Annotated in this window: 16 protein-coding genes; 5 read left to right on the forward strand and 11 right to left on the reverse strand. The window is 68.3% G+C overall.

What is annotated here, in order from left to right:
* Positions 1–97 precede the first annotated feature (97 nt).
* Positions 98–406 carry a hypothetical protein gene (locus ACQPYM_RS27590; protein ID WP_433005884.1) on the forward strand — a complete coding sequence of 103 codons (309 nt, stop codon included), beginning with the start codon at positions 98–100 and terminating at the stop codon, positions 404–406.
* A 53-nt stretch (positions 407–459) separates the two neighbouring features.
* Here ACQPYM_RS27590 and ACQPYM_RS27595 read toward each other — a convergent pair whose 3' ends face one another.
* The gene (locus ACQPYM_RS27595) at positions 460–822 is read right to left on the reverse strand and encodes a hypothetical protein (RefSeq protein ID WP_433005887.1); all 363 of its coding nucleotides are present in this window, start codon (positions 820–822) and stop codon (positions 460–462) included.
* A complete protein-coding gene (locus ACQPYM_RS27600; protein ID WP_433005890.1) occupies positions 819–1,043 on the reverse strand; it encodes a hypothetical protein in 225 nt (74 codons plus the stop codon). The genes ACQPYM_RS27595 and ACQPYM_RS27600 overlap by 4 nt, the downstream gene beginning before the upstream one ends.
* Before the next feature lie 231 nt (positions 1,044–1,274).
* Here ACQPYM_RS27600 and ACQPYM_RS27605 point away from each other — a divergent pair, with 231 nt between their 5' ends.
* Both ACQPYM_RS27605 and ACQPYM_RS27610 read left to right on the forward strand, forming a co-directional pair.
* The gene (locus ACQPYM_RS27605) at positions 1,275–1,940 is read left to right on the forward strand and encodes an RNA polymerase sigma factor (RefSeq protein WP_433005893.1); all 666 of its coding nucleotides are present in this window, start codon (positions 1,275–1,277) and stop codon (positions 1,938–1,940) included.
* The gene (locus ACQPYM_RS27610) at positions 1,937–3,025 is read left to right on the forward strand and encodes a CU044_5270 family protein (RefSeq protein WP_433005896.1); all 1,089 of its coding nucleotides are present in this window, start codon (positions 1,937–1,939) and stop codon (positions 3,023–3,025) included. Before ACQPYM_RS27605 ends, ACQPYM_RS27610 begins: the two co-directional genes overlap by 4 nt.
* Before the next feature lie 54 nt (positions 3,026–3,079).
* Here ACQPYM_RS27610 and ACQPYM_RS27615 read toward each other — a convergent pair whose 3' ends face one another.
* From ACQPYM_RS27615 to ACQPYM_RS27655, 9 genes are all read right to left on the reverse strand, one after another.
* Complete coding sequence (locus tag ACQPYM_RS27615; protein ID WP_433005899.1) at positions 3,080–3,457, reverse strand: hypothetical protein; 378 nt, start codon at positions 3,455–3,457, stop codon at positions 3,080–3,082.
* 126 nt (positions 3,458–3,583) lie between these two features.
* Positions 3,584–3,808 (reverse strand): hypothetical protein, encoded by a 225-nt coding sequence (locus tag ACQPYM_RS27620; RefSeq protein ID WP_433005902.1) that lies wholly within the window; start codon positions 3,806–3,808, stop codon positions 3,584–3,586.
* Between the two features lie 256 nt (positions 3,809–4,064).
* The gene (locus ACQPYM_RS27625; RefSeq protein ID WP_433005905.1) at positions 4,065–4,547 is read right to left on the reverse strand and encodes a hypothetical protein; all 483 of its coding nucleotides are present in this window, start codon (positions 4,545–4,547) and stop codon (positions 4,065–4,067) included.
* Positions 4,547–5,851 (reverse strand): hypothetical protein, encoded by a 1,305-nt coding sequence (locus ACQPYM_RS27630; protein ID WP_433005908.1) that lies wholly within the window; start codon positions 5,849–5,851, stop codon positions 4,547–4,549. Before ACQPYM_RS27630 ends, ACQPYM_RS27625 begins: the two co-directional genes overlap by 1 nt.
* 5 nt (positions 5,852–5,856) lie before the next feature.
* Positions 5,857–6,117: a hypothetical protein gene (locus ACQPYM_RS27635; protein ID WP_012922179.1), complete on the reverse strand. Its 261-nt coding sequence runs from the start codon at positions 6,115–6,117 to the stop codon at positions 5,857–5,859.
* 16 nt (positions 6,118–6,133) lie between these two features.
* The gene (locus ACQPYM_RS27640; RefSeq protein WP_433005911.1) at positions 6,134–6,814 is read right to left on the reverse strand and encodes a hypothetical protein; all 681 of its coding nucleotides are present in this window, start codon (positions 6,812–6,814) and stop codon (positions 6,134–6,136) included.
* Positions 6,811–9,573, reverse strand: coding sequence for an FtsK/SpoIIIE domain-containing protein (locus tag ACQPYM_RS27645; RefSeq protein WP_433005914.1), 2,763 nt, complete (start codon positions 9,571–9,573; stop codon positions 6,811–6,813). The genes ACQPYM_RS27640 and ACQPYM_RS27645 overlap by 4 nt, the downstream gene beginning before the upstream one ends.
* Before the next feature lie 116 nt (positions 9,574–9,689).
* Complete coding sequence (locus tag ACQPYM_RS27650) at positions 9,690–10,088, reverse strand: VOC family protein (protein ID WP_433005917.1); 399 nt, start codon at positions 10,086–10,088, stop codon at positions 9,690–9,692.
* Positions 10,089–10,095: 7 nt separating this feature from the next.
* Positions 10,096–10,398, reverse strand: a complete 303-nt coding sequence (locus tag ACQPYM_RS27655; RefSeq protein WP_433005920.1) for a hypothetical protein — start codon at positions 10,396–10,398, stop codon at positions 10,096–10,098.
* A 194-nt stretch (positions 10,399–10,592) separates the two neighbouring features.
* On the opposite strand from ACQPYM_RS27655, the gene ACQPYM_RS27660 reads away from it, so the two are divergent.
* The gene (locus ACQPYM_RS27660; protein ID WP_433005923.1) at positions 10,593–13,679 is read left to right on the forward strand and encodes a PD-(D/E)XK nuclease family protein; all 3,087 of its coding nucleotides are present in this window, start codon (positions 10,593–10,595) and stop codon (positions 13,677–13,679) included.
* On the forward strand, positions 13,672–17,538 hold the full coding sequence (locus tag ACQPYM_RS27665) for a UvrD-helicase domain-containing protein (RefSeq protein WP_433005926.1): 3,867 nt from the start codon (positions 13,672–13,674) through the stop codon (positions 17,536–17,538). Before ACQPYM_RS27660 ends, ACQPYM_RS27665 begins: the two co-directional genes overlap by 8 nt.
* Positions 17,539–17,659: the final 121 nt, after the last annotated feature.

Here is a 17,659-nt window from a genome sequence, read left to right on the forward strand (position 1 = left end):
CCGTCCGCAGCGCGTGATTCTGGCTTCACCTCTTGCGAGGCCGGGTCTCCGGGCGCACTGTCAGGTTTAGGACGTCACAGCAACCAAGGGGGAAGACATGGCTGGTTTCGTTCAGATCATCGAGTACCGGACCTCGAAGCCGGAGGAAGTCCGCGCGCTCACCGAGCAGTACCGCAAGGACCGCGAAGCCGACGACGATCCCACGCCGACCAGGGCGATGTCCTGCGCCGACCGGGACGAGCCGGGCCGCTACTTCACCATCGTCGAGTTCAACTCCTACGAGGAGGCGATGAAGAACTCCGGACGCCCGGACACGTCCGAGTTCGCCGCCAAGATGGCGGAGCTGTGCGACGGTCCCACGAAGTTCTACAACCTGGACCTCGAGGAGAGCATGGACATGAGCTGACGGTTTCGAGCGGGCCGGCGCCGGAAAGGAGTTCGGCGCCGGCCCGTTCGGGGTCAGACCGGGTCCGCGGCGCCGGATCCGGTCGTGGTCTGCCGGCCGGACTGGAACTCGTCCAGTGGCGGCTCGGGGGCCGGGTGCAGTTCCGGCCACGGTTGGGGCGGCAGATCGGCACGGCGCGGCAGCTCGGGGTCCGGACCCGGGTCGGGGTCGAGCCACTCGATCTCGGTGGCGCCGTGATGACCGTGGATCGCGATCACCGAATCGATGCTGTCCCAGACGGTGGTGGTCGGATAGTCGCCGTACCAGCGCAGCGCGACGGCGTCGTCGGTGAACTGCACGCCCTCGGCAACAGGTCCGGTACCACTCACACCGGAGACGTCATGATGGCGTATCAGCCGGAAGCGGCGAGCGGTCATTTCGGTGCGACCTCCCACAAACGCTCCCCCGGCAGGGATTCCCCGCCGGGATCCAGGGCCGGAATCGGTTCGCTCGTCACGCGCAGGCCGGCGAACCGGCGCGACATGGCGGCTGCATAGCGGTCGGCCACATCGGCCTCCGCCCGGTAGTCCGCGACGATGTGGTCACCGAACCACACACGTACGCGGCGACGTTGCGGTCCCGCGGGGTCATCGGACATGTCAGTGCACCCGCTTGGTACCGCTCGGTGTTCCCATCAGCGACTTCGCAACTCTGCGGTTCACTTCGATCACTTCCACTTCCCTGTGGGGATGGGTTCACTGGTAGTGACGGCGCCGTGACGGCTTCATGACGCGAATTCGGCAGGACTTTTCCGGCGACGGCCCTGGGCGCGTGACACGCTCCGGCGATGGGGTGGGAACCGGATCGGGCACTGCGGGCAGTAACAGACATGCACCGACCCCGACTCGCCACCGCTGTCGCCGACACCGACCCACCCGAGCCCGAGCCGCCCCAGCGGGTCCCCCTCGCCGCCGTGCCGCCCGAGCCCGTCCCGCCGGCGGATGGCGAGCTGATCCGAACAGCCAGCGATCCGGCTGAGTTCGCTCAGTTGTTCGACCGGTATGCCGTCAAGATCCACCGGTACGTCGCCCGGCGGCTGGGCAGGACCGAGGCCGACGACCTGCTCGGCCAGACCTTCCTGATCGCCTTCGAACGAAGACACCGGTACTCCGGTACGGCCGACGGCGCCCTGCCCTGGCTCTACGGCATCGCCACCAACCTGATCCACCGCCGGCGCCGCGACGAGGTCCGCCAGTACCGGGCCTACGCCCGCTCGGAACCGGCCGGCTTCGACCAGCAGGGCGACCCGCTGGCCACCGAGGTCGCGGCACGAGTCGACGCGGCCTCGGCGTCGCGCCTACTGAACGGCGTACTGGCCGGCCTTAGGCAGGTAGAGCGTGACGTGCTGCTGCTCTACGCGTGGGAAGACCTCAGCTACGCCGAGATCGCCGAGGCGCTCAGCCTGCCCATCGGAACCGTCCGCTCCCGCCTGCACCGAGCCCGTCGAGCCCTCCGCTCCGCGCTCGGCCCCGACTTCGAGGAGAACCAGTCATGAACGAACTAGACCTGCTCAAGCAGGTACGCAACGACGTACCGGACCCCGACCCCCTGACCCTGGCCCGAGCCCGCCAGCGTCTACTGACCACTCCCCCTGTACGCCGCCGCGCACCCCGGCCGCGCGTGCTCGTAGCCGCCTCCCTGGCCCTCACCCTGGCCGGCGCCTTCCTGGCCGCCGACGTCATCAACCACGACAACGCCCCAACCCCCGGCACAGTCGCCGACGCCAGCAGCTTCCTCTCCGACGCAGCCGGCCTGACAACTGCCAACCCGGACGCCCCGCTCCGACCCGGCCAGTACCGCCAGACCACGATTCACACGGCGAGGATTGACACGTTCGGAACCACTCCGAGTCAGCGCGCGACGATCCACACGCGGATCGACAGGTGGAACCCGAGCGGCAAGAGCACGGCGTACCCGACCTGGGTCGACGAGGCCTTCAAGGTGGAGTTCCCGTCAGCCGAGGCACGGCTGGCGGCCCGCAAACAGGCGCCCTATCTGTTCGTGGACCAGAAGCCCAAGTTCTACCTCGCCCGCCTGTGCGGGAACGAGACCATCACCAGCAAGGGCGAGAAGTTCCCTGGGCATTTCTGCAAACCCAGCTGGTCGAGTCCGACCCCAGACTTCCTCGCCCGCCAACCGCGGGACCCTGACCGCCTGCTGACCGCGCTGCGCAACGACACCACGGGCTGGAGGACCGGGACGCTCGACCCCGATGAAAGGGCCTTCCACAACATCGCCGACGGCCTGAGCACAGGACTCGTACCGGCCGACCTCCGCGCCGCCCTCTACCAGGCCGCCCGCAAGATCCCGGGAATCAAGCTCTTGGACAACGTCACCACCCTGGACGGCCGCACCGGTCGCGCGGTCGGCTACGAGAAGAACGGCTACCGCAGCGACCTCATCATCTCCCCCTCCACCGGCCGCATGATCGGCTACCGCCTGGTCGTCACCCGAGACCACCCAGGCAAACCCACCAACAACTCCGCCGGCAACGACTACGAGGTACTCCGAGCCGGCGACATCTCCTACGAAACCTCCACCCTCACCCAAACCACCACCACACCTCCACCTACCAAGTAGCCACACCGGCCAGGCACCCCCGCAGCACCCGGGGGTCGCCTGGCCTGCGGTTGGTTACCCGAGCCGCTCCAGCACCATCTGGGGCGTGAGCCCGTCGGTGAGTTCCACGGTCCGCATCGTCGCCGGCTCGATGAGGTGAACGCCCTGGCGACCAGCCAGGAATCGCCCGAAGTACCAGACCGCGAACTCCGCCGCCGCCTCTGCATCAGCCGGCTCCAGGGTCGCCGCCCGCCCGGTTCCACTCAAAGCAATCCCTAGCTCGCGAGGGCTCGGTGTCAGCGGAATCAACGCCTCCAGCCGCATCGACGACCCCTCGACCGCCCCGAGTCCCACCCGCACCCCGGGCCACCGCTCCCGCAGCCCAGCAGCCAACTCCTCGGCCGCCACCGCCCACTCAGGCTCATCAAGCGGCGCCACCAGGTCCTCCGTCATGAGTCGTCCCTTTACCCCGACCGGACCGCTTCGTGAAATGTCCAACTCTCGCGGGCCGAGACGCGAGTAGCCGCCGCCTCCGTGAGGCTGAAGCCAATCGGCCTGACCTCCCGAGTCGACCGTCGACTACTCCGACCGCAGAACCCACGGACCCCAGGTGTCCACATCCTCCGCGTCCGGCGTCAACCTCGGCTCGAAGTACTCGATCGGCTGACCAGGAACATAGGCGGCAACGAGCCACTCCGCGTTGTGAAGCAACAGTGTCGGCACGTCGGGCATCGCCCGCACGATCGCCTCGAAAGCAAGGCGCGCTTCCTCCGCCTGCAGCTCGTTGTGAGTCCGCAACTGCACATCGACATCACCGGACAGCAATCCATCGCCTGCAGTACCCCGGCCTCCGGCGCCAGTCGATTCGGCCCGACGAACAACCCGTACGGCGCATCTACAGTCCGCCCCTGCCCGACAAAACCCCACTCCCCGGTCTCATCGTCACGCTGCCCATCCCCCCGCGCTCCCAAAACCTCCGCCACCCGTGCAGCTACAGCATCGACCCCGCCCTCAACCGCCAAGAAGATCTCATCACCATCCGCCATCCTGTCCCCTCCGGCTAGCAGGCCCGCAGAACCCACGGGCGCCACTGGTCCTCGTCCGGTGCGTCGACGGTCGGGGGCTCTGACCAGTACTGCGTTCCGGCTCCCGGCAGGTGGGCGGCGATCAACCGGTCCAAGTCGTGTACCAGGAGCATTGCGACGTCCGGTCGTGTTTCGACCAGCTTCTCGAAGACGAGCCTCGCCTGCTGTTCCTGGATTCCCTCGATCCGGGCGCCGTGGCGGATGGCGATCTCCAGTGGGTAGGCATCAAAGGCCTGCGCATCGTCAGGCTGCGGGTCGGTCTGCGCATAGCCGTTGGGCCGAACCACGAACCCCAGCCACCCATCACCATCGATGGCCCGGCCACGGACGTAGAACTCCTCACCTTCAGGCGGCTCGCCAGGCACACTCTGGAGACCGAACAACGGCACCAGCCAGCCGTCGAGCACCTCCTGGACCGGCAAATCCGTACCGAGAAAGATGTTCTCGACAGTCGACATCAGTTCTCCTTCACATAGCTGACCAACCGCCCGTCACCGAGGATGACGTGTACTACGTCCGCCACAGTCTTGCCGGGTTGACCGCAAGCTCTTCGGAAGGCGCGCAGGGCATCACCTTCGGTCAGTCCGACTTTCCGGCCGTCGATGACGACTTCGCCGGCTGGCAGCACCTGTTCGCTGGCATCGTTGATGTTTCGCTTGATCGCATTTGCCGCCCCGCTTGTCGGGGTCTTGAACTCGACGACCGTGCCTCGATCGGCGCGATGCTTGCGCACCATGGAGTCAGGGTTCTTCTTGTGCTGCGCAGTGTGGTCTTCAAGCCGACCATCCACTCGCCAGCCCTCGGCTGCCAGTCGTTCGGCCGTGTCCTGCTCACTGGCCAGGAACTTGTTCAGCGGATCGTGAACTCCGGGAGCGAAGTCATCGCCCAGGACGCGAGGCTCGAACGCTGGATCGAAGTCAGGAAGTTCGTCGAGGGCGGCATCGATCTCCGGTACTTCGACCGCGGGTGCCGGCTGGTTGTCGGGGTCTGCGGCGGGGAACTCCGGCAGGTGTACGTCGATGACGGGTGGGGGGCCCTCGCGGGGTGGGGGCTCAGGGTAGGTGAAGGTGGCAGAGACGTGGTTGGGGGTGATGAGGACGGTGGCGGCGGTCCAGTTTTGTTTGCCGTGTTCTTCCATTGACTTGAGGAGTTCGGTGGCGGCTGCGTCGAGTTCTACCTTGATCTCGTAGTCGCGTTCCTCTGGTGGCTCCTCGTCTACGACCTCGATCTCGCCGGTCTCAGCGACCACGATCTCGATCTCGAGTTCTTCTGGTTGTTCCCACTCCTCTTCGGCTTTCTCCTGCTTCTTGCGGAGCTTTTCGAAGGCTTTGCGGGCGACCGTGATGAGGGGCGGCTCTTTGCCCTCGGCATCTTCCTGCGGCTTGAACGGCAACTTCAGACGGGTGACACGCCCCAGCAGGTCGCGTTCGGCGACGTCGCCCGCTCCCCCGGTCGTCCGGTTGCGGTCGGCCGACTGCGAGTCCGGGCGATCGCTCGACCGCGGCGTACCCACCAACCGCTCCGCCCACGCCTTCGCCTTGGGCGGCGCCATCGACAGATAGTGCGCCGCCTGTTCGCAGGCTCGCGCTGCCGCGTCCAGCTGCTGGGCAGCGACCGTCGCCTGCCCTCGTGATGCCGAGATCGCCAAGGCGGCGTTCTCGCGGCAGCGTTCGGCCGTGCGGTGCAGGTGGGCGACGACCTGCGGTACTTCGTCCAGACACTCGACCAGACCGCGCGCCACCCGCTGCAGGTCGGAGGGCATCGGAACTAGATCTGGTCGGCGTAGCTCTTGCAGCCGGCCGAGGCGATCTCCAGCGCCTCCGCTGCCTGTTCGACCGCCTTGCCCGCGGCATCGAGGATCTCGGAGATGTCGCGGTCCACCCCGGTCGCCGTACCGGCGATCAGACTCTCCACCTGGGCGCTGTGCTGGGTGAAGCGGAGCTTGAACCCGGCCAAGCCGCCAGCTGCCTGCTTGGCCTCGGCGGAGACCTGGTGCAGCTGTTCCTTGAGCCGCTGTACGTCGGACACTTACTGCCTCTTCTTCCTAGGGGTTGCGCTTCTTCGGCAACACGATCGCCGTACCGGACACTGCTGCCGGTACCAGGATCGCCAGCCACCACGGCAGTCCTGATGCCATCAGGACGACGACCAGGCCAGCCCCGCCCCAGCCCCACCAGCGAGCGCCGGGCAGCCGTGGCAGGCCCAGTACCCGCGACGCGGCCAGCAGGGTGACCGCCGCGATCGCGGCGGCTTCCAGACCGACCAGGAGGGATCCCCTCGCTACCCAGACCACGACAAAGCCGACCAGTACCTCGACGGCGCTGATCGTACGGCGCTTGCGCCGCTCCTGTTCCGCCCGGGCCGCCTTGCGGACGTCCTCCAGCTTGTCGACGGTCTCCGCAAGCTGCTTGGTCAGCTTCGCGGCGGCCGCCTCCATGTCCGTCATCCCGCGCATTTCCGGCAGCGGGATGGTCGCGCGCTTCCCCTCCGGCGGCAGCCCGGCGCGTTGCAGGCTCTCCGCCGCCTTCTCGGCAAGCGCGTTGAGCCGTGTTTCCAGCTTGCGCCCCCGCTCGGCCATAGCGTCCGCCTCTGCCATTGCAGTGGCCTCTGCCTTGGACCTGTTGGCGGTCAGCCGGTCCTGAGTCTGCTGCGCGTCAGCACGGGCACCAGCGACCTGCCGCAACGCCCGCGCGTACTCCGTCCACTGCTGCTGCTCCGTCTTCATCGCCGCACCAGCTCCAGCCAGCGGTCGACCTCGTCAGCCCGCAGCGGCGCGAACGGTACGACGACCTGCGCCTCCGGGTGCAGCCCGTCCCACAGCAGCGCCCGATGCGGCTCCGACGCCCAGCGCACCAGCGGCCCAGCCACAGCCCGTACGCCGTCCTGCGGGTGCCGCAGGAAGACATGTGTCGCCACGTTGGCCCGGCCGTAGCCGAGTTGCTCGGTGCAGACGTGCAGCCGGTTCCACCAGCCGAATGTCACCAGCCCCTGGGCCGGCCCGTCGCGCACGATGTCCTGCAACGCGTTGGCCGGGCTCTCGAAGAACCCCTCCGCATGCGTCTGCATCTTCGGTACGCCGTGAAAGCCGAACCCCAGCAAGTACGTCGAACCGCCCGCGTGTCCCTCGCGGATCGAGTCGCGCAGGGAGAACAGCCGCGGTACGACATCAGCATGCTTGTCCACCGTCTCGACCTCGCAGCCAAGCTGCCGCAACGTCTCGACCAGTGCATCCTTGCCCTCAGCAACCAACGGCGCCGAGTCGGTGCCGTCGAGGAAGATGAAGCGAGGCGGTACCGCGGCCGCGGCGGCGGCCGACACCGCCAGCCCGGTCAACACTCCGAGCGCATCGGTCGGCCCATCCCCAAGCACCAGTACTCCGGCGCCCGGCTCCGGCCGCACCTCGACCGACACCGGCGCCTCGGTCACAGCGATCGGCAAACCGGTCCATGGCCGTCCCAGCTCCGGCCGGACGGCAGCCGCGGTGTCGGTCAGCCGCGCCGGCTCGGCCAGGTGGAAGACGCGTGGCGGATGCGTAGTACCGGATCTCTGCCAGAGTTCGCGGCGTAGGTCGTTCAGCACCTTCTTGTCCGCGAAGCTGACCAGCACGTGCTGGTTGTCGTCGGGCGATCCGAAGTTCGCATTGAGCACAGCCTCGCCACGGAACTGCAGCTCGGCCGCGGCGGTGTTGCCCGTCCGCAGGATCGCCTGCGAGTCGGCAGGCGTCGTCTTCAGCGCGATCCGGTAGGGCACCTGCCCGAAGATCGAGTCACGCCGGGTCGACAGCCGCTTGACGCCCTCGATCGTCTGCGTCGCCAGCACCACGTGGACGCCGTACGCGCGCCCCAGCCGCACCAGCCGCTCGAGCAACCGGGCAGCCTCGTCAGCCAGTTCGTCATCGTCTTCCAGCAGCACCTGGAACTCGTCCAGTACCGCGAGGATCCGCGGCGGCCGATCCGCGGCCGGTGGCAGCTCGGCGATGTCGGCAACGTTGCCGTGCGACTTGAAGATCTCGCTCCGCCGGGCCAGCTCGTCGGACAGATGCCGCAGTACGGCGAGCCCGAACGGCCGGTCGCTGTGCACACCGAGCACGCGCACGTGGGGCAACCAGTGCTCGCGCTCACCGGCGGGGCCGAGTGCCGAGAACTCGACACCATGCTTGAAGTCGAGCAGGTACATCTCCAGGTCAGCCGGGTCGTAGCGCGCGGCCAGGCCATGGATCAGTACGAGCAAGAGATTGGACTTACCCTGGCCGACGGCGCCTCCCACCAGCACATGGGGAAGCGCGGGGTTGCCGCTGCGCAACCGCAGCAGCGCCGGCGTGCGATCGTCGTACCCGATGACCGTGCTCAGCTCGTCGGTAACCGGCTGCCACCAGGTCGATCTGTCCGGCAGCGTCCGGTTGAACTCGATGGTCGGCAGGACCGCGATCTCGGCGAGCTCGGCGACGACGTCACAGATGCCCGCGGCAACGTTCGCGTCGAAGGGCGGATCCAGTCGCGCCGGTACGCCGGGCAGGTGGGAGAGCTCGACCTTCTCGTTGGCGATGGCAACGGGCTGGAGCAGGTCGAGCAACTGCCGGGCGTCGACCTCGTGCTCGCCGCTGCTCGTGGGGTCGTGGTGGACCAGGAAGCAGATGCCGCGATCCGCACCCGTGGCCGCCAGCCGGACCAGATCGCGCTGAGCCAGCTGGTCGATCCCGGACGGGTAGTCGAACAGGACGATCAGCCGGTACGGATCGGTGACCCGCCCGGTCTCGCGGACCAGGTCCTCGAAGTGCTTGTGCCCTAACTGCGCCTGCCGACTGGCGCGCAACGAGGAGACGTCGACCAGCCCGGACAGCACCGTGTGCAGCTGCTCCGCCGTGTGCGTTGCCCTCGGCACCAATTGCGGGTACTTCGTGGTCAGGTGCCCGAGCAGACCCATCATGCCGGTCAGCCGGGGGTCGAACGCGTCGATCCGCAACCGGAACGGCTCGGCCGCCGCGATCAGCCGCAACGCCACGCTCTGCAGCAGCCGGCGAGCCGACTCGTTGCGATCGGCCGACACCTTCCAGCCGTTCGTGCGCAGCAGCGGCGCGATCACCGGCGTACCGGTGTCAAGGTCGCCGACCCGCACGTACGACGGCGTACCAGCACCGACGAGCTGGCGGGAACGCCAGCGGGCGTCGTTGGGGGGAATGGATGCCAGGCCTGGCGCCAACCGGTCGGCCAGCAGGCGCGCAGCGGGCTCCGCAGCGGCCAGCGCCTCGGTAGTTGCCGCCTCGACCAGACCCCGCGACTCCCGCCGGGCAGCCGCGGTCTCGGCCTGCAGTTGACGATGCAGCTGTACTGCGCGCTGGTGCTCACCCCGGGTGTGCTGACGCGCGTTCTCGAGCAACTGCCCGAGGGCGAACTGGAGGCCGCGGATGCGCGCTTCCAGGATCTCCGGAGCTGCTGCAACTTCTGCGGGCGGCGAGGGCGCACTCCCGTCAGGTTGCTCCGTCACGAGCACCGTCCTTCCACCTCTGCCCCGCGACCAACCGAATGCCTTCGCCAACAATGTCACACCATCAGTCCCGTGCGTCACACCAGACATCAGAAGTCTCACCAACCGATCGTGGGTCAGCCGGGGGCAACGATCTCGAGCTCGTAGCCGTCCTGGTTATGCAGGAAAGCGGCGTAATGTTGCGGGCCCCCGGCGTACGGGTGGCGGTCGGCGAACATCAGCGTCCAGCCGTGCGCGGCCGCCTCGGCGACGATCGCGTCGACCTCGGCCCGGCTGGCCGCATTCAGGGCCAGATGGTTCATCCCGGGGCGAAGCCGGTCGTGGGTGTCGGCGGACAGCGCGGGGCTCTGCTCGACGACGATGTAGCAGCTGTCGACACCGGACTGCCAGCTGAAACCGCCGGGCCAGCCGTCACCGTCCTTCCAGCCGAGCCGGCGGAGCACCCAGCCCCAGTCGTTCAGCGCACGGGAGAGGTCGGGGACCCAGATCTCGAGGTGGTGCACGGCTGCGGCCATCGGAGCATTATCTGTGCTGGTCGTTGGAGCGATGGTCGGGGTATCGATCGGCGCTGTCTAGACCCGCTTTGTTGCGATTCGCGGTGGCTCGACCTTCAGCGCGTCTGTTTGGCTCGTGCTGATCTTCGAGACGGCTCGACACCGCGACCGAGACCAGCCCGGACAGCACCAGCCAGACCAGGGCGGCGACCAGCCACGGCCACCATTCGCGCCCGGCCGCGGCATCGGCGACCGCTTTGCCGAACAGCCCGCCGGACGGGGCGAAGACCAGCACCAGCAGAACGCGGGCGACGCTGCTCTCCTTGGTCATTCCTTCATTGTCCGAGCCGATCGCCCTCGCCGCAGAGAACCGGGCGTTTCTCCCGCATTCCGGACCGTTTCAAGCGCCGAAGCACCCCTCCGACGCCTGCTTTTCCACAGCTTTGGCGGGGGTTCGGTTTTTGTCCGCGGGGTGGTCTAGCGTCTGGGGGGACAGGCAGGCTCTGCTGATCAGAAGGGGGCAAGGTGAGCGCGACCCGGATCGAGACCACTGCGTACGGCGCTGCCGCGCTGGCCAAGCTCGGCGAGGTCGTGGCCGGGCTCAAGGGCGACGACCCGATGAAGCCGGTCACTCTGCTGCTCCCCAACAACCTGGCAGGCGTCACCGCGCGCCGCTTCCTGGCCAGATCCACCATCGGCGCTCTGTACCTGGCGACGTTGCCACGTCTGGCCGAGCAACTCGCCGCCGGTGCCCTCGCGCCCCGGCGCCCCGCCACCCGCCCGATCGTTGCCGCCACCTGGCGTACTGCGCTGTCCAAGGCGCCCGGTGTCTTCAAAGCCGTCGCCGACCACCCGTCGACGATCCAAGCGCTTGCTGCAGCGCATCGCGAGCTGCGCGACCTGACGCCTGGGGCTCTGGACAAGGTGGCAACCGCTTCCACTCTCGGGCCCGATCTCGTCCGCCTGCACCGCCACGTCACCGACGAACTGCTCCCGGATTGGTACGACGAGACCGCGTTGCTGCACGCCGCCTCGGCCCGCTGCGAGCCCGGTGTCGTGGCGGAGTTGGGCGCGCTTGTGCTGTATCTGCCCCAGGAGCTCACCCAGGCCGAGGCGGGTTTCGTCTCGGCGCTCGGCGACGCGGCCGCCGACCTGACCGTGATCGTCGGGCTGACCGACGTCCGCCGCGCCGATCGGGCCGTCCGCCGCTCGCTGGATCGCATCGGGATTGACCTGCCGACCTCGATCTCCAAGAACTACCCGGTCGCCACCGAGGTCCTGAACGCGTCCGACGCCGATGACGAAGTTCGCTGCGTCGTCAGGGATGTGGTCGCTTCCCTGCGCCGGACCCCGGCTCACCGCATCGCGATCCTGTACTCCGCCGCAGCGCCGTACGCACGGTTGCTGCACGAGCACCTGGCCGCGGCGAAGATCGAGGTCAACGGGCCCGGCACGCGTCCGGTTCACGAACGCGCGATCGCCCGCACGCTGCTCGAAGTGCTCGCGCTGGTCGACCATGACCTGCCGCGAGCCGACCTCTTCCGTGCGCTCGCGAATGCGCCGACCCGTGACTTCACAGGCGAGCGGATCCCCGTTCCGCAATGGGAGCGGCTGTCGCGGGTGGCCGGGGTGGTTCGCGGTGACGACTGGGACGAACGGCTCCGGCGTTATGTCGAGTCGGAGCATCGGACCGCCGCGCAGGAGCAGGCGTCGGAGGACCCGATCGCCGGCGTGATCCGGCGCGCGCAGTACAACGCGGGTCATGCCCAGAAGCTGCACGAGTTCGCGGTCGAGCTCCGGCGGCGACTCTTCCGGGCCGCGGAGCTGGGGACGTGGTCGGAGCTGGCCGATTCGGTGCTCGGGCTCTTCCAGGCGCTGCTCGGCGATGCGTCGTCGTTGCCGATCGAGGAGCAGTACGCGGCGGTCGCGGTCGAGGGGTCGCTGCGCGGGCTGTCCACGCTCGACGAGCTCGGCACCCCAGCCAGCTTGTCGGTACTGCGGGACGTGCTCGATCTCGAGTTGCAACAGTCGCTGCCTCGCGTCGGGACGTTCGGCACCGGCGTACTGGTGGCGCCATTGTCGGCGAGCATCGGGTTGTCGGTGGATGTCGTGTTCGTGGTCGGTCTGTCGGAGGATCTTTATCCCGGCAGGGTGCATGAGGATGCGCTGCTCCCCCACCGGGTGCGCGAGGCGGCCGCGCCGGAGTTGGCGTCGTTCCGGGATCGGCTCGACGAGAAGCAACGGCATCTGCTGGTCGCGTTCTCCGCGGGGTCCCGTGTCGTGGCCTCGTTCCCACGGGGCGATCTGCGTCGATCAAGTCGACGGTTGCCGACCCGCTGGTTGCTCGGGACGTTGCGATCACTGACCGGCGACCATGCGTTGGCCGCGACGGAGTGGGACCAGGCGTCGTACGGCGATCGGCTGCTGACGTCGGCGTCGTACGCGGGGTCGTTGACCACGGCAACCTTGCCGGCGACTGAGCAGGACTGGCGGGTGCGCGCGTTGACCGCTGGGCTGACGCTCGCCGACGAGGTGGTCGATCGGGCTCGGGTGTTGCTGCGCGCCCGGTCCGGCGACGAGTTCACCCGCTTCGACGGGAACCTGTCCGGCGTACCGGGATTGCCGGACTACGCGCTGGAGGACCGGATCGCGTCGCCGACCTCGCTGGAGTCCTATGCGAGCTGTCCGCATGCGTATTTCGTCGAGAGGCTGCTGCAGGTCCAGCCACTGGAGGCGCCCGAGGATCTGTTGGTCATCTCGCCTTTGCAGGTCGGCAACCTGATCCACAACAGTCTCGACGCCTTTGTGAGCCGGTTGAACGGTTCGCTTCCGGGGTTCGGTGAGCCGTGGACGGACGAGCAACGGTCGCTGTTGCTGGCGATCGGGGCCGACCTGGCTGACCGGTTCGAGGCGGAGGGGCTGACCGGGCATCCGCGGCTGTGGCAGCGTGAGCGGGCCCGGATTCTGGGTGATCTGTTGGTGCTGCTCAGCGACGACGAACGCTGGCGGGCCGAGCACGACGCGTCGGTGGTGGCGAGCGAGCTGCGGTTCGGGTTCGACGGTGAGCCGCCGGTGGAGATTCCGCTTCCGTCCGGGCGGGTGCTGTTGCGTGGCTCGGCGGACAAGGTCGACCTCGGCAAGGACGGGACGATCTACGTCACCGATGTGAAGACCGGTGGGTTCTCGCGCTACGAGGCGATCGAGGCCGACCCGGTCGCCGCCGGGACGAAGCTCCAGCTCCCGGTTTATGCCTACGCCGCGCGGGCGCGGCTGGGCGACCCGTCGACGCCGGTCGAAGCGGCGTACTGGTTCGTCCGCAAGGGCGGGCGACGGATCCCGGTCCCGCTCACGGACGAGGTCGCCGCGCGGTACGTCGACACCCTCGACGTGATCGTCTCGTCGATCGCCGCCGGCTACTTCCCGGCGAAGGCGCCCGAGATTCCCGACTTCCTGTGGGTGCAGTGTCCGTACTGCAATCCGGATGGCATCGGGCACAGCGAAGTCCGGGCTCGGTGGGAGCGCAAACGGCTGGATCCAACTCTCGAGCGGCTGGTCCGCCTGATCGATCCTGCCGCCTTGCCGGCGTTCGAGGAGGTGCCGCTCGATGACTGAACTCTTGGATGGCGAGGCCCGCGAGCGGATCCGGACCGACACCTCGTCGACCCTGTTCGTCGAGGCCGGCGCCGGCTCGGGCAAGACGCATGCACTCATCGAACGCGTGACCACCCTGGTACTACGGGACGGCGTACCGCTGAGCGCGATCGCGGCCGTGACTTTCACCGAGAAGGCCGGTGCGGAGCTGCGCGACCGGTTGCGGGTGGAGTTCGAGAGGGCACGCAAGGGGCCGGACCGGGCTGCTGCCGACGCCGCGCTGGACGATCTGGACTCGGCCTCGATCGGGACGCTGCACTCGTTCGCCCAGCAGATCCTGCTCGCGCATCCGATCGAGGCTGGGCTGCCGCCGTTGATCGATGTACTGGACGAGGTCGGGTCTTCGGTTGCCTTCGAGGAGCGCTGGTCTGAGCTCCAACAGCAGTTGCTGGATGACGACTCGATCGCTGAGCCGCTACTGCTCGCGATGGCCGTGGGCGTGGAGCTCAAGCATCTCCGGTCGCTGGCCCGGCTGTTCGGCAACGACTGGGACCTGATCAGTGATCGCGTCCTGGTCGAGCCGCCTGAACTGGTCGAGATGCCGGACCTCACCGGACTGATCGCCGCGGCGGCACAGATCAGCTCATCGGCCGCGGACTGCCTCGACGCCGAGGACCGGCTGCTGGCGAAGGTGCGTCAGATTCACGACCTCGGTCTGATGCTCGATGCCGCGGCGGACCCGGAGACCCAGCTCGCCGTCCTGCAAAGCCTTCGCATCCTGAAGGTCGGCCGGATCGGCCGCAAGGAGAACTGGCCCGACGTCGCGAAGCTGCGCTCCGACTGCAGCGAAGTCGTCGACGTGGCCGGCTCACTGGTCGAGCTCCTCCTCGATGCTTGCCTGAGGCACCTTTCACACTGGATCGCCATCCGCGTGCTGGAGTCCGCGGAGCTGCGCCGGGCAGAGGGCCGGCTGGAGTTCCACGACCTCCTAGTCCTAGCTCGCGACCTACTACGCCGCGAGCCGTCGGTGCGCGCAGCGCTCCAAGAGCGCTATCAATGCTTACTACTGGACGAGTTCCAAGACACCGATCCAATCCAGATCGAACTAGCTGTCCGCATCGCCGGCGGCGCCGAGGCAGACGCCGAAGACTGGCGCGACATCGAAATCCCCGACGGCAGCCTCTTCGTGGTCGGCGACCCCAAGCAATCCATCTACCGCTTCCGCCGAGCCAACATAGCCACCTACTTGACCGCCCAGGACCTGTTGGGCGACACCGTCACCCTAACCACCAACTTCCGCACAGTCCCCGGCGTCCTCACCTGGATCAACACAGTCTTCACCACCCTGATAACCCCCGAACCCTCCGCCCAACCCACCTACCACCCCCTAACCCCCCACCGCCCCACCCCGGCCCTCACCACCCCACCCGCTCCAAACACGGCCACCCCCACCCCAACAGCCATGTCTGGCCAGCCTGCGCCTCCCCACACACCACACGGCGCCACAGACACGGCCACCCCTCCCTCCACGACCACCCCCAACCCCACAGCAATGTCCAGCCCGACCACGCCTCCCCACACACCACACGGCGCCACACCTCCCCGCACCACAGACACGGCCACCCCTCCCTCCACGACCACCCCCAATCCCACAGCCATGTCTGGCCCGACCGCGCCTCCCGTCAGCCCACACGGCGCCATACCTCCCCCGACCACGGGTCTCAATCCGGCCGCGGGCGCGGACAAGCCTCCCGCCACCCCGCAGTCAGTAACCGGCGACCAACTCTCCTTCCTCGACTTCTCCGACGACGAGCCCGCCACCACCGACCCCACGGATGACGCCTCGGACTCCACGGACTCACCAGCAAACGACGACCAGCCAGCCCCCGCCGCCCCCGAGCCTCCAACCGAAGAAGCTCCCCTCGCCACCGTCATCCCCCTCCACCGCCACCTAACCTCCGTCCCCACCCTCCCGACCCCCAGCACCCCACCACCCACAGACCCCCCACCCACAGACGAGGCCGCCCCCGCCACCCCCACGACCACCTTCACCACCACCCCCGGCGGCCCAGCCGTAACCATCCTCGGCGCCGACCCCCACACCGACCTCCCCCGCGCGCAAGCCTCCGTCCTCCGCGAACGCGAAGCAGCAGACGTAGCCGCCGTCATCGACCAAGCCCTCACCAACAACTGGCAGGTCCACGACACAAAGACCGAGTCCTGGCGCCCAGCCGGCCCCGGCGACATCGCAGTACTCGTCCCAGCCCGCACATCGCTGCCGTTCCTGGAAGAAGCCCTCGACCGAGCCGACATCCCGTACCGCGCCGAGGCCAGCTCCCTCGTCTACCAAACCGCCGAGGTCCGCGACCTGCTCGCCTGCGCCCGAGCCCTAGGCGACCCCAGCGACCAACTCGCCCTAGTGACGGCCCTGCGCTCACCCCTCTTCGGGTGCGGCGACGACGATCTCTTCACCTGGAAGCGATCCGGCGGCTCCTTCAACCTCACCGCCCCGGTCCCCGACGCCCTACTAACCCACCCCGTCGGCGAGGCAATGGAGTGGCTCCGCCGCACGTACTACGCGTCCCGCTGGCTGACCCCGAGCGAAGTACTGGCCAAGATCGTCGCCGACCGCCGCATGCTCGAGGTCGCCGCGACCGGCCCGCGCGCCCGCGATGCCTGGCGCCGCGTCCGCTTCGTCGTCGACCAGGCCCGCGCCTGGTCCGAGGTCGAGCACGGCGGCCTGCGTTCGTACCTCGCCTGGGCTGCACACCAAGGCGAAGAAGCATCCCGCGTAGCCGAAGCGATCCTCCCCGAGACCGACGCCGACGCAGTACGGGTGATGACGATCCACGCCGCCAAGGGCCTGGAATTCCCGATCGTGATCCTCTCCGGCATGACCGCCGCCCCGAACCGCCAGCGCGGAGTACAGGTTCTCTGGCCGCCCGACGGTGGTTACGCCGTCAAACTGAAGTCATCGGTGCAGACCGAGGACTTCGACCAGGTCCAACCGGTCGACGAGCAGATGGACGACTACGAGCGCCGCCGTCTGCTGTACGTCGCCGCCACCCGCGCCCGCGACCACCTGGTCATTTCCCTGCACCGCTCCGGCACCCGCCGCCACTCCAGCAACGCCGAACTCTTCGCATCCGCCGAAGCCGCCACCGCAGCCAACCCCGCCATCTTCACCGGCCCTCCGGTCACGGTGCCGCCCGAAGCAGCGGTCCACGCAGTACAGGTTCGTCCGCCAGTCAACCGCGCGGAGTGGGAAGCGCGCGTCACCGAGGCCCGCCGGGCCAGTCGCAAGCGCTCCGCCCAGAGCGCCTCCGGCCTCGAAGGCACCGGCCCCGACGTCGCCCTCCAAGGAGCCGACCCCGGCGCCGCGAAAGCACCCCGCGACGTTGAGCTCCCACCCTGGTCGAAGGGCCGATACGGCACCGCGATCGGCCGGGCAGTCCACGGCGTACTCCAAGTCGTCGACCTCTCCACCGGCGCCGGCCTGGATGCCGCGGTCTCGGCACAGTGCCTGGCGGAGGGAGTCGTCGAGTACGCCGACGTCGTCACGGCCCTGGTCCGATCCGCCCTGTCGTCCGAGGTGGTTCAACGAGCCGCCACCCGCGAGCACTGGCGCGAGTCCTACGTCGGCACCTTGCAACCGGACGGCACCATCCTGGAGGGTTTCGTCGATCTCATCTACCGCGAGGACGACGGCACCCTGATCATCGTCGACTACAAAACCGACGCCATCCCCGCCGAAGCGCTGGATGCCCGCATCGCCTACTACGCTCCCCAACTCCGCACTTACACCGACCTGCTGCCCAACTCGGGCCGTCCGGTCCTGCTCTTCCTGGCACCCACCGAGGCACACGCGCACCAGCTCTGAAATCCAGTTGCCCACGACACCCAAACAGCTGCACGATCGGGGTATGACCACGACGACAGCCCTTCTGCTCTTGACCTCCACCGTTCGTCCGGTGCGGGTCCAGCAGCAGACCGGCCGAGCG

This window comes from Kribbella sp. CA-294648, from assembly GCF_050943845.1.
GTDB lineage: Bacteria > Actinomycetota > Actinomycetes > Propionibacteriales > Kribbellaceae > Kribbella.

What these genes read in the sequence shown, in the direction of transcription:
- ACQPYM_RS27590 (WP_433005884.1), top strand. Translation starts at nt 98, where the DNA reads ATGGCTGGTTTCGTTCAGATCATCGAGTACCGGACCTCGAAGCCGGAG.
- ACQPYM_RS27595 (WP_433005887.1), bottom strand. Translation starts at nt 822, where the DNA reads ATGACCGCTCGCCGCTTCCGGCTGATACGCCATCATGACGTCTCCGGT.
- ACQPYM_RS27600 (WP_433005890.1), bottom strand. Translation starts at nt 1,043, where the DNA reads ATGTCCGATGACCCCGCGGGACCGCAACGTCGCCGCGTACGTGTGTGG.
- ACQPYM_RS27605 (WP_433005893.1), top strand. Translation starts at nt 1,275, where the DNA reads ATGCACCGACCCCGACTCGCCACCGCTGTCGCCGACACCGACCCACCC.
- ACQPYM_RS27610 (WP_433005896.1), top strand. Translation starts at nt 1,937, where the DNA reads ATGAACGAACTAGACCTGCTCAAGCAGGTACGCAACGACGTACCGGAC.
- ACQPYM_RS27615 (WP_433005899.1), bottom strand. Translation starts at nt 3,457, where the DNA reads ATGACGGAGGACCTGGTGGCGCCGCTTGATGAGCCTGAGTGGGCGGTG.
- ACQPYM_RS27625 (WP_433005905.1), bottom strand. Translation starts at nt 4,547, where the DNA reads ATGTCGACTGTCGAGAACATCTTTCTCGGTACGGATTTGCCGGTCCAG.
- ACQPYM_RS27630 (WP_433005908.1), bottom strand. Translation starts at nt 5,851, where the DNA reads ATGCCCTCCGACCTGCAGCGGGTGGCGCGCGGTCTGGTCGAGTGTCTG.
- ACQPYM_RS27640 (WP_433005911.1), bottom strand. Translation starts at nt 6,814, where the DNA reads ATGAAGACGGAGCAGCAGCAGTGGACGGAGTACGCGCGGGCGTTGCGG.
- ACQPYM_RS27650 (WP_433005917.1), bottom strand. Translation starts at nt 10,088, where the DNA reads ATGGCCGCAGCCGTGCACCACCTCGAGATCTGGGTCCCCGACCTCTCC.
- ACQPYM_RS27655 (WP_433005920.1), bottom strand. Translation starts at nt 10,398, where the DNA reads ATGACCAAGGAGAGCAGCGTCGCCCGCGTTCTGCTGGTGCTGGTCTTC.
- ACQPYM_RS27665 (WP_433005926.1), top strand. Translation starts at nt 13,672, where the DNA reads ATGACTGAACTCTTGGATGGCGAGGCCCGCGAGCGGATCCGGACCGAC.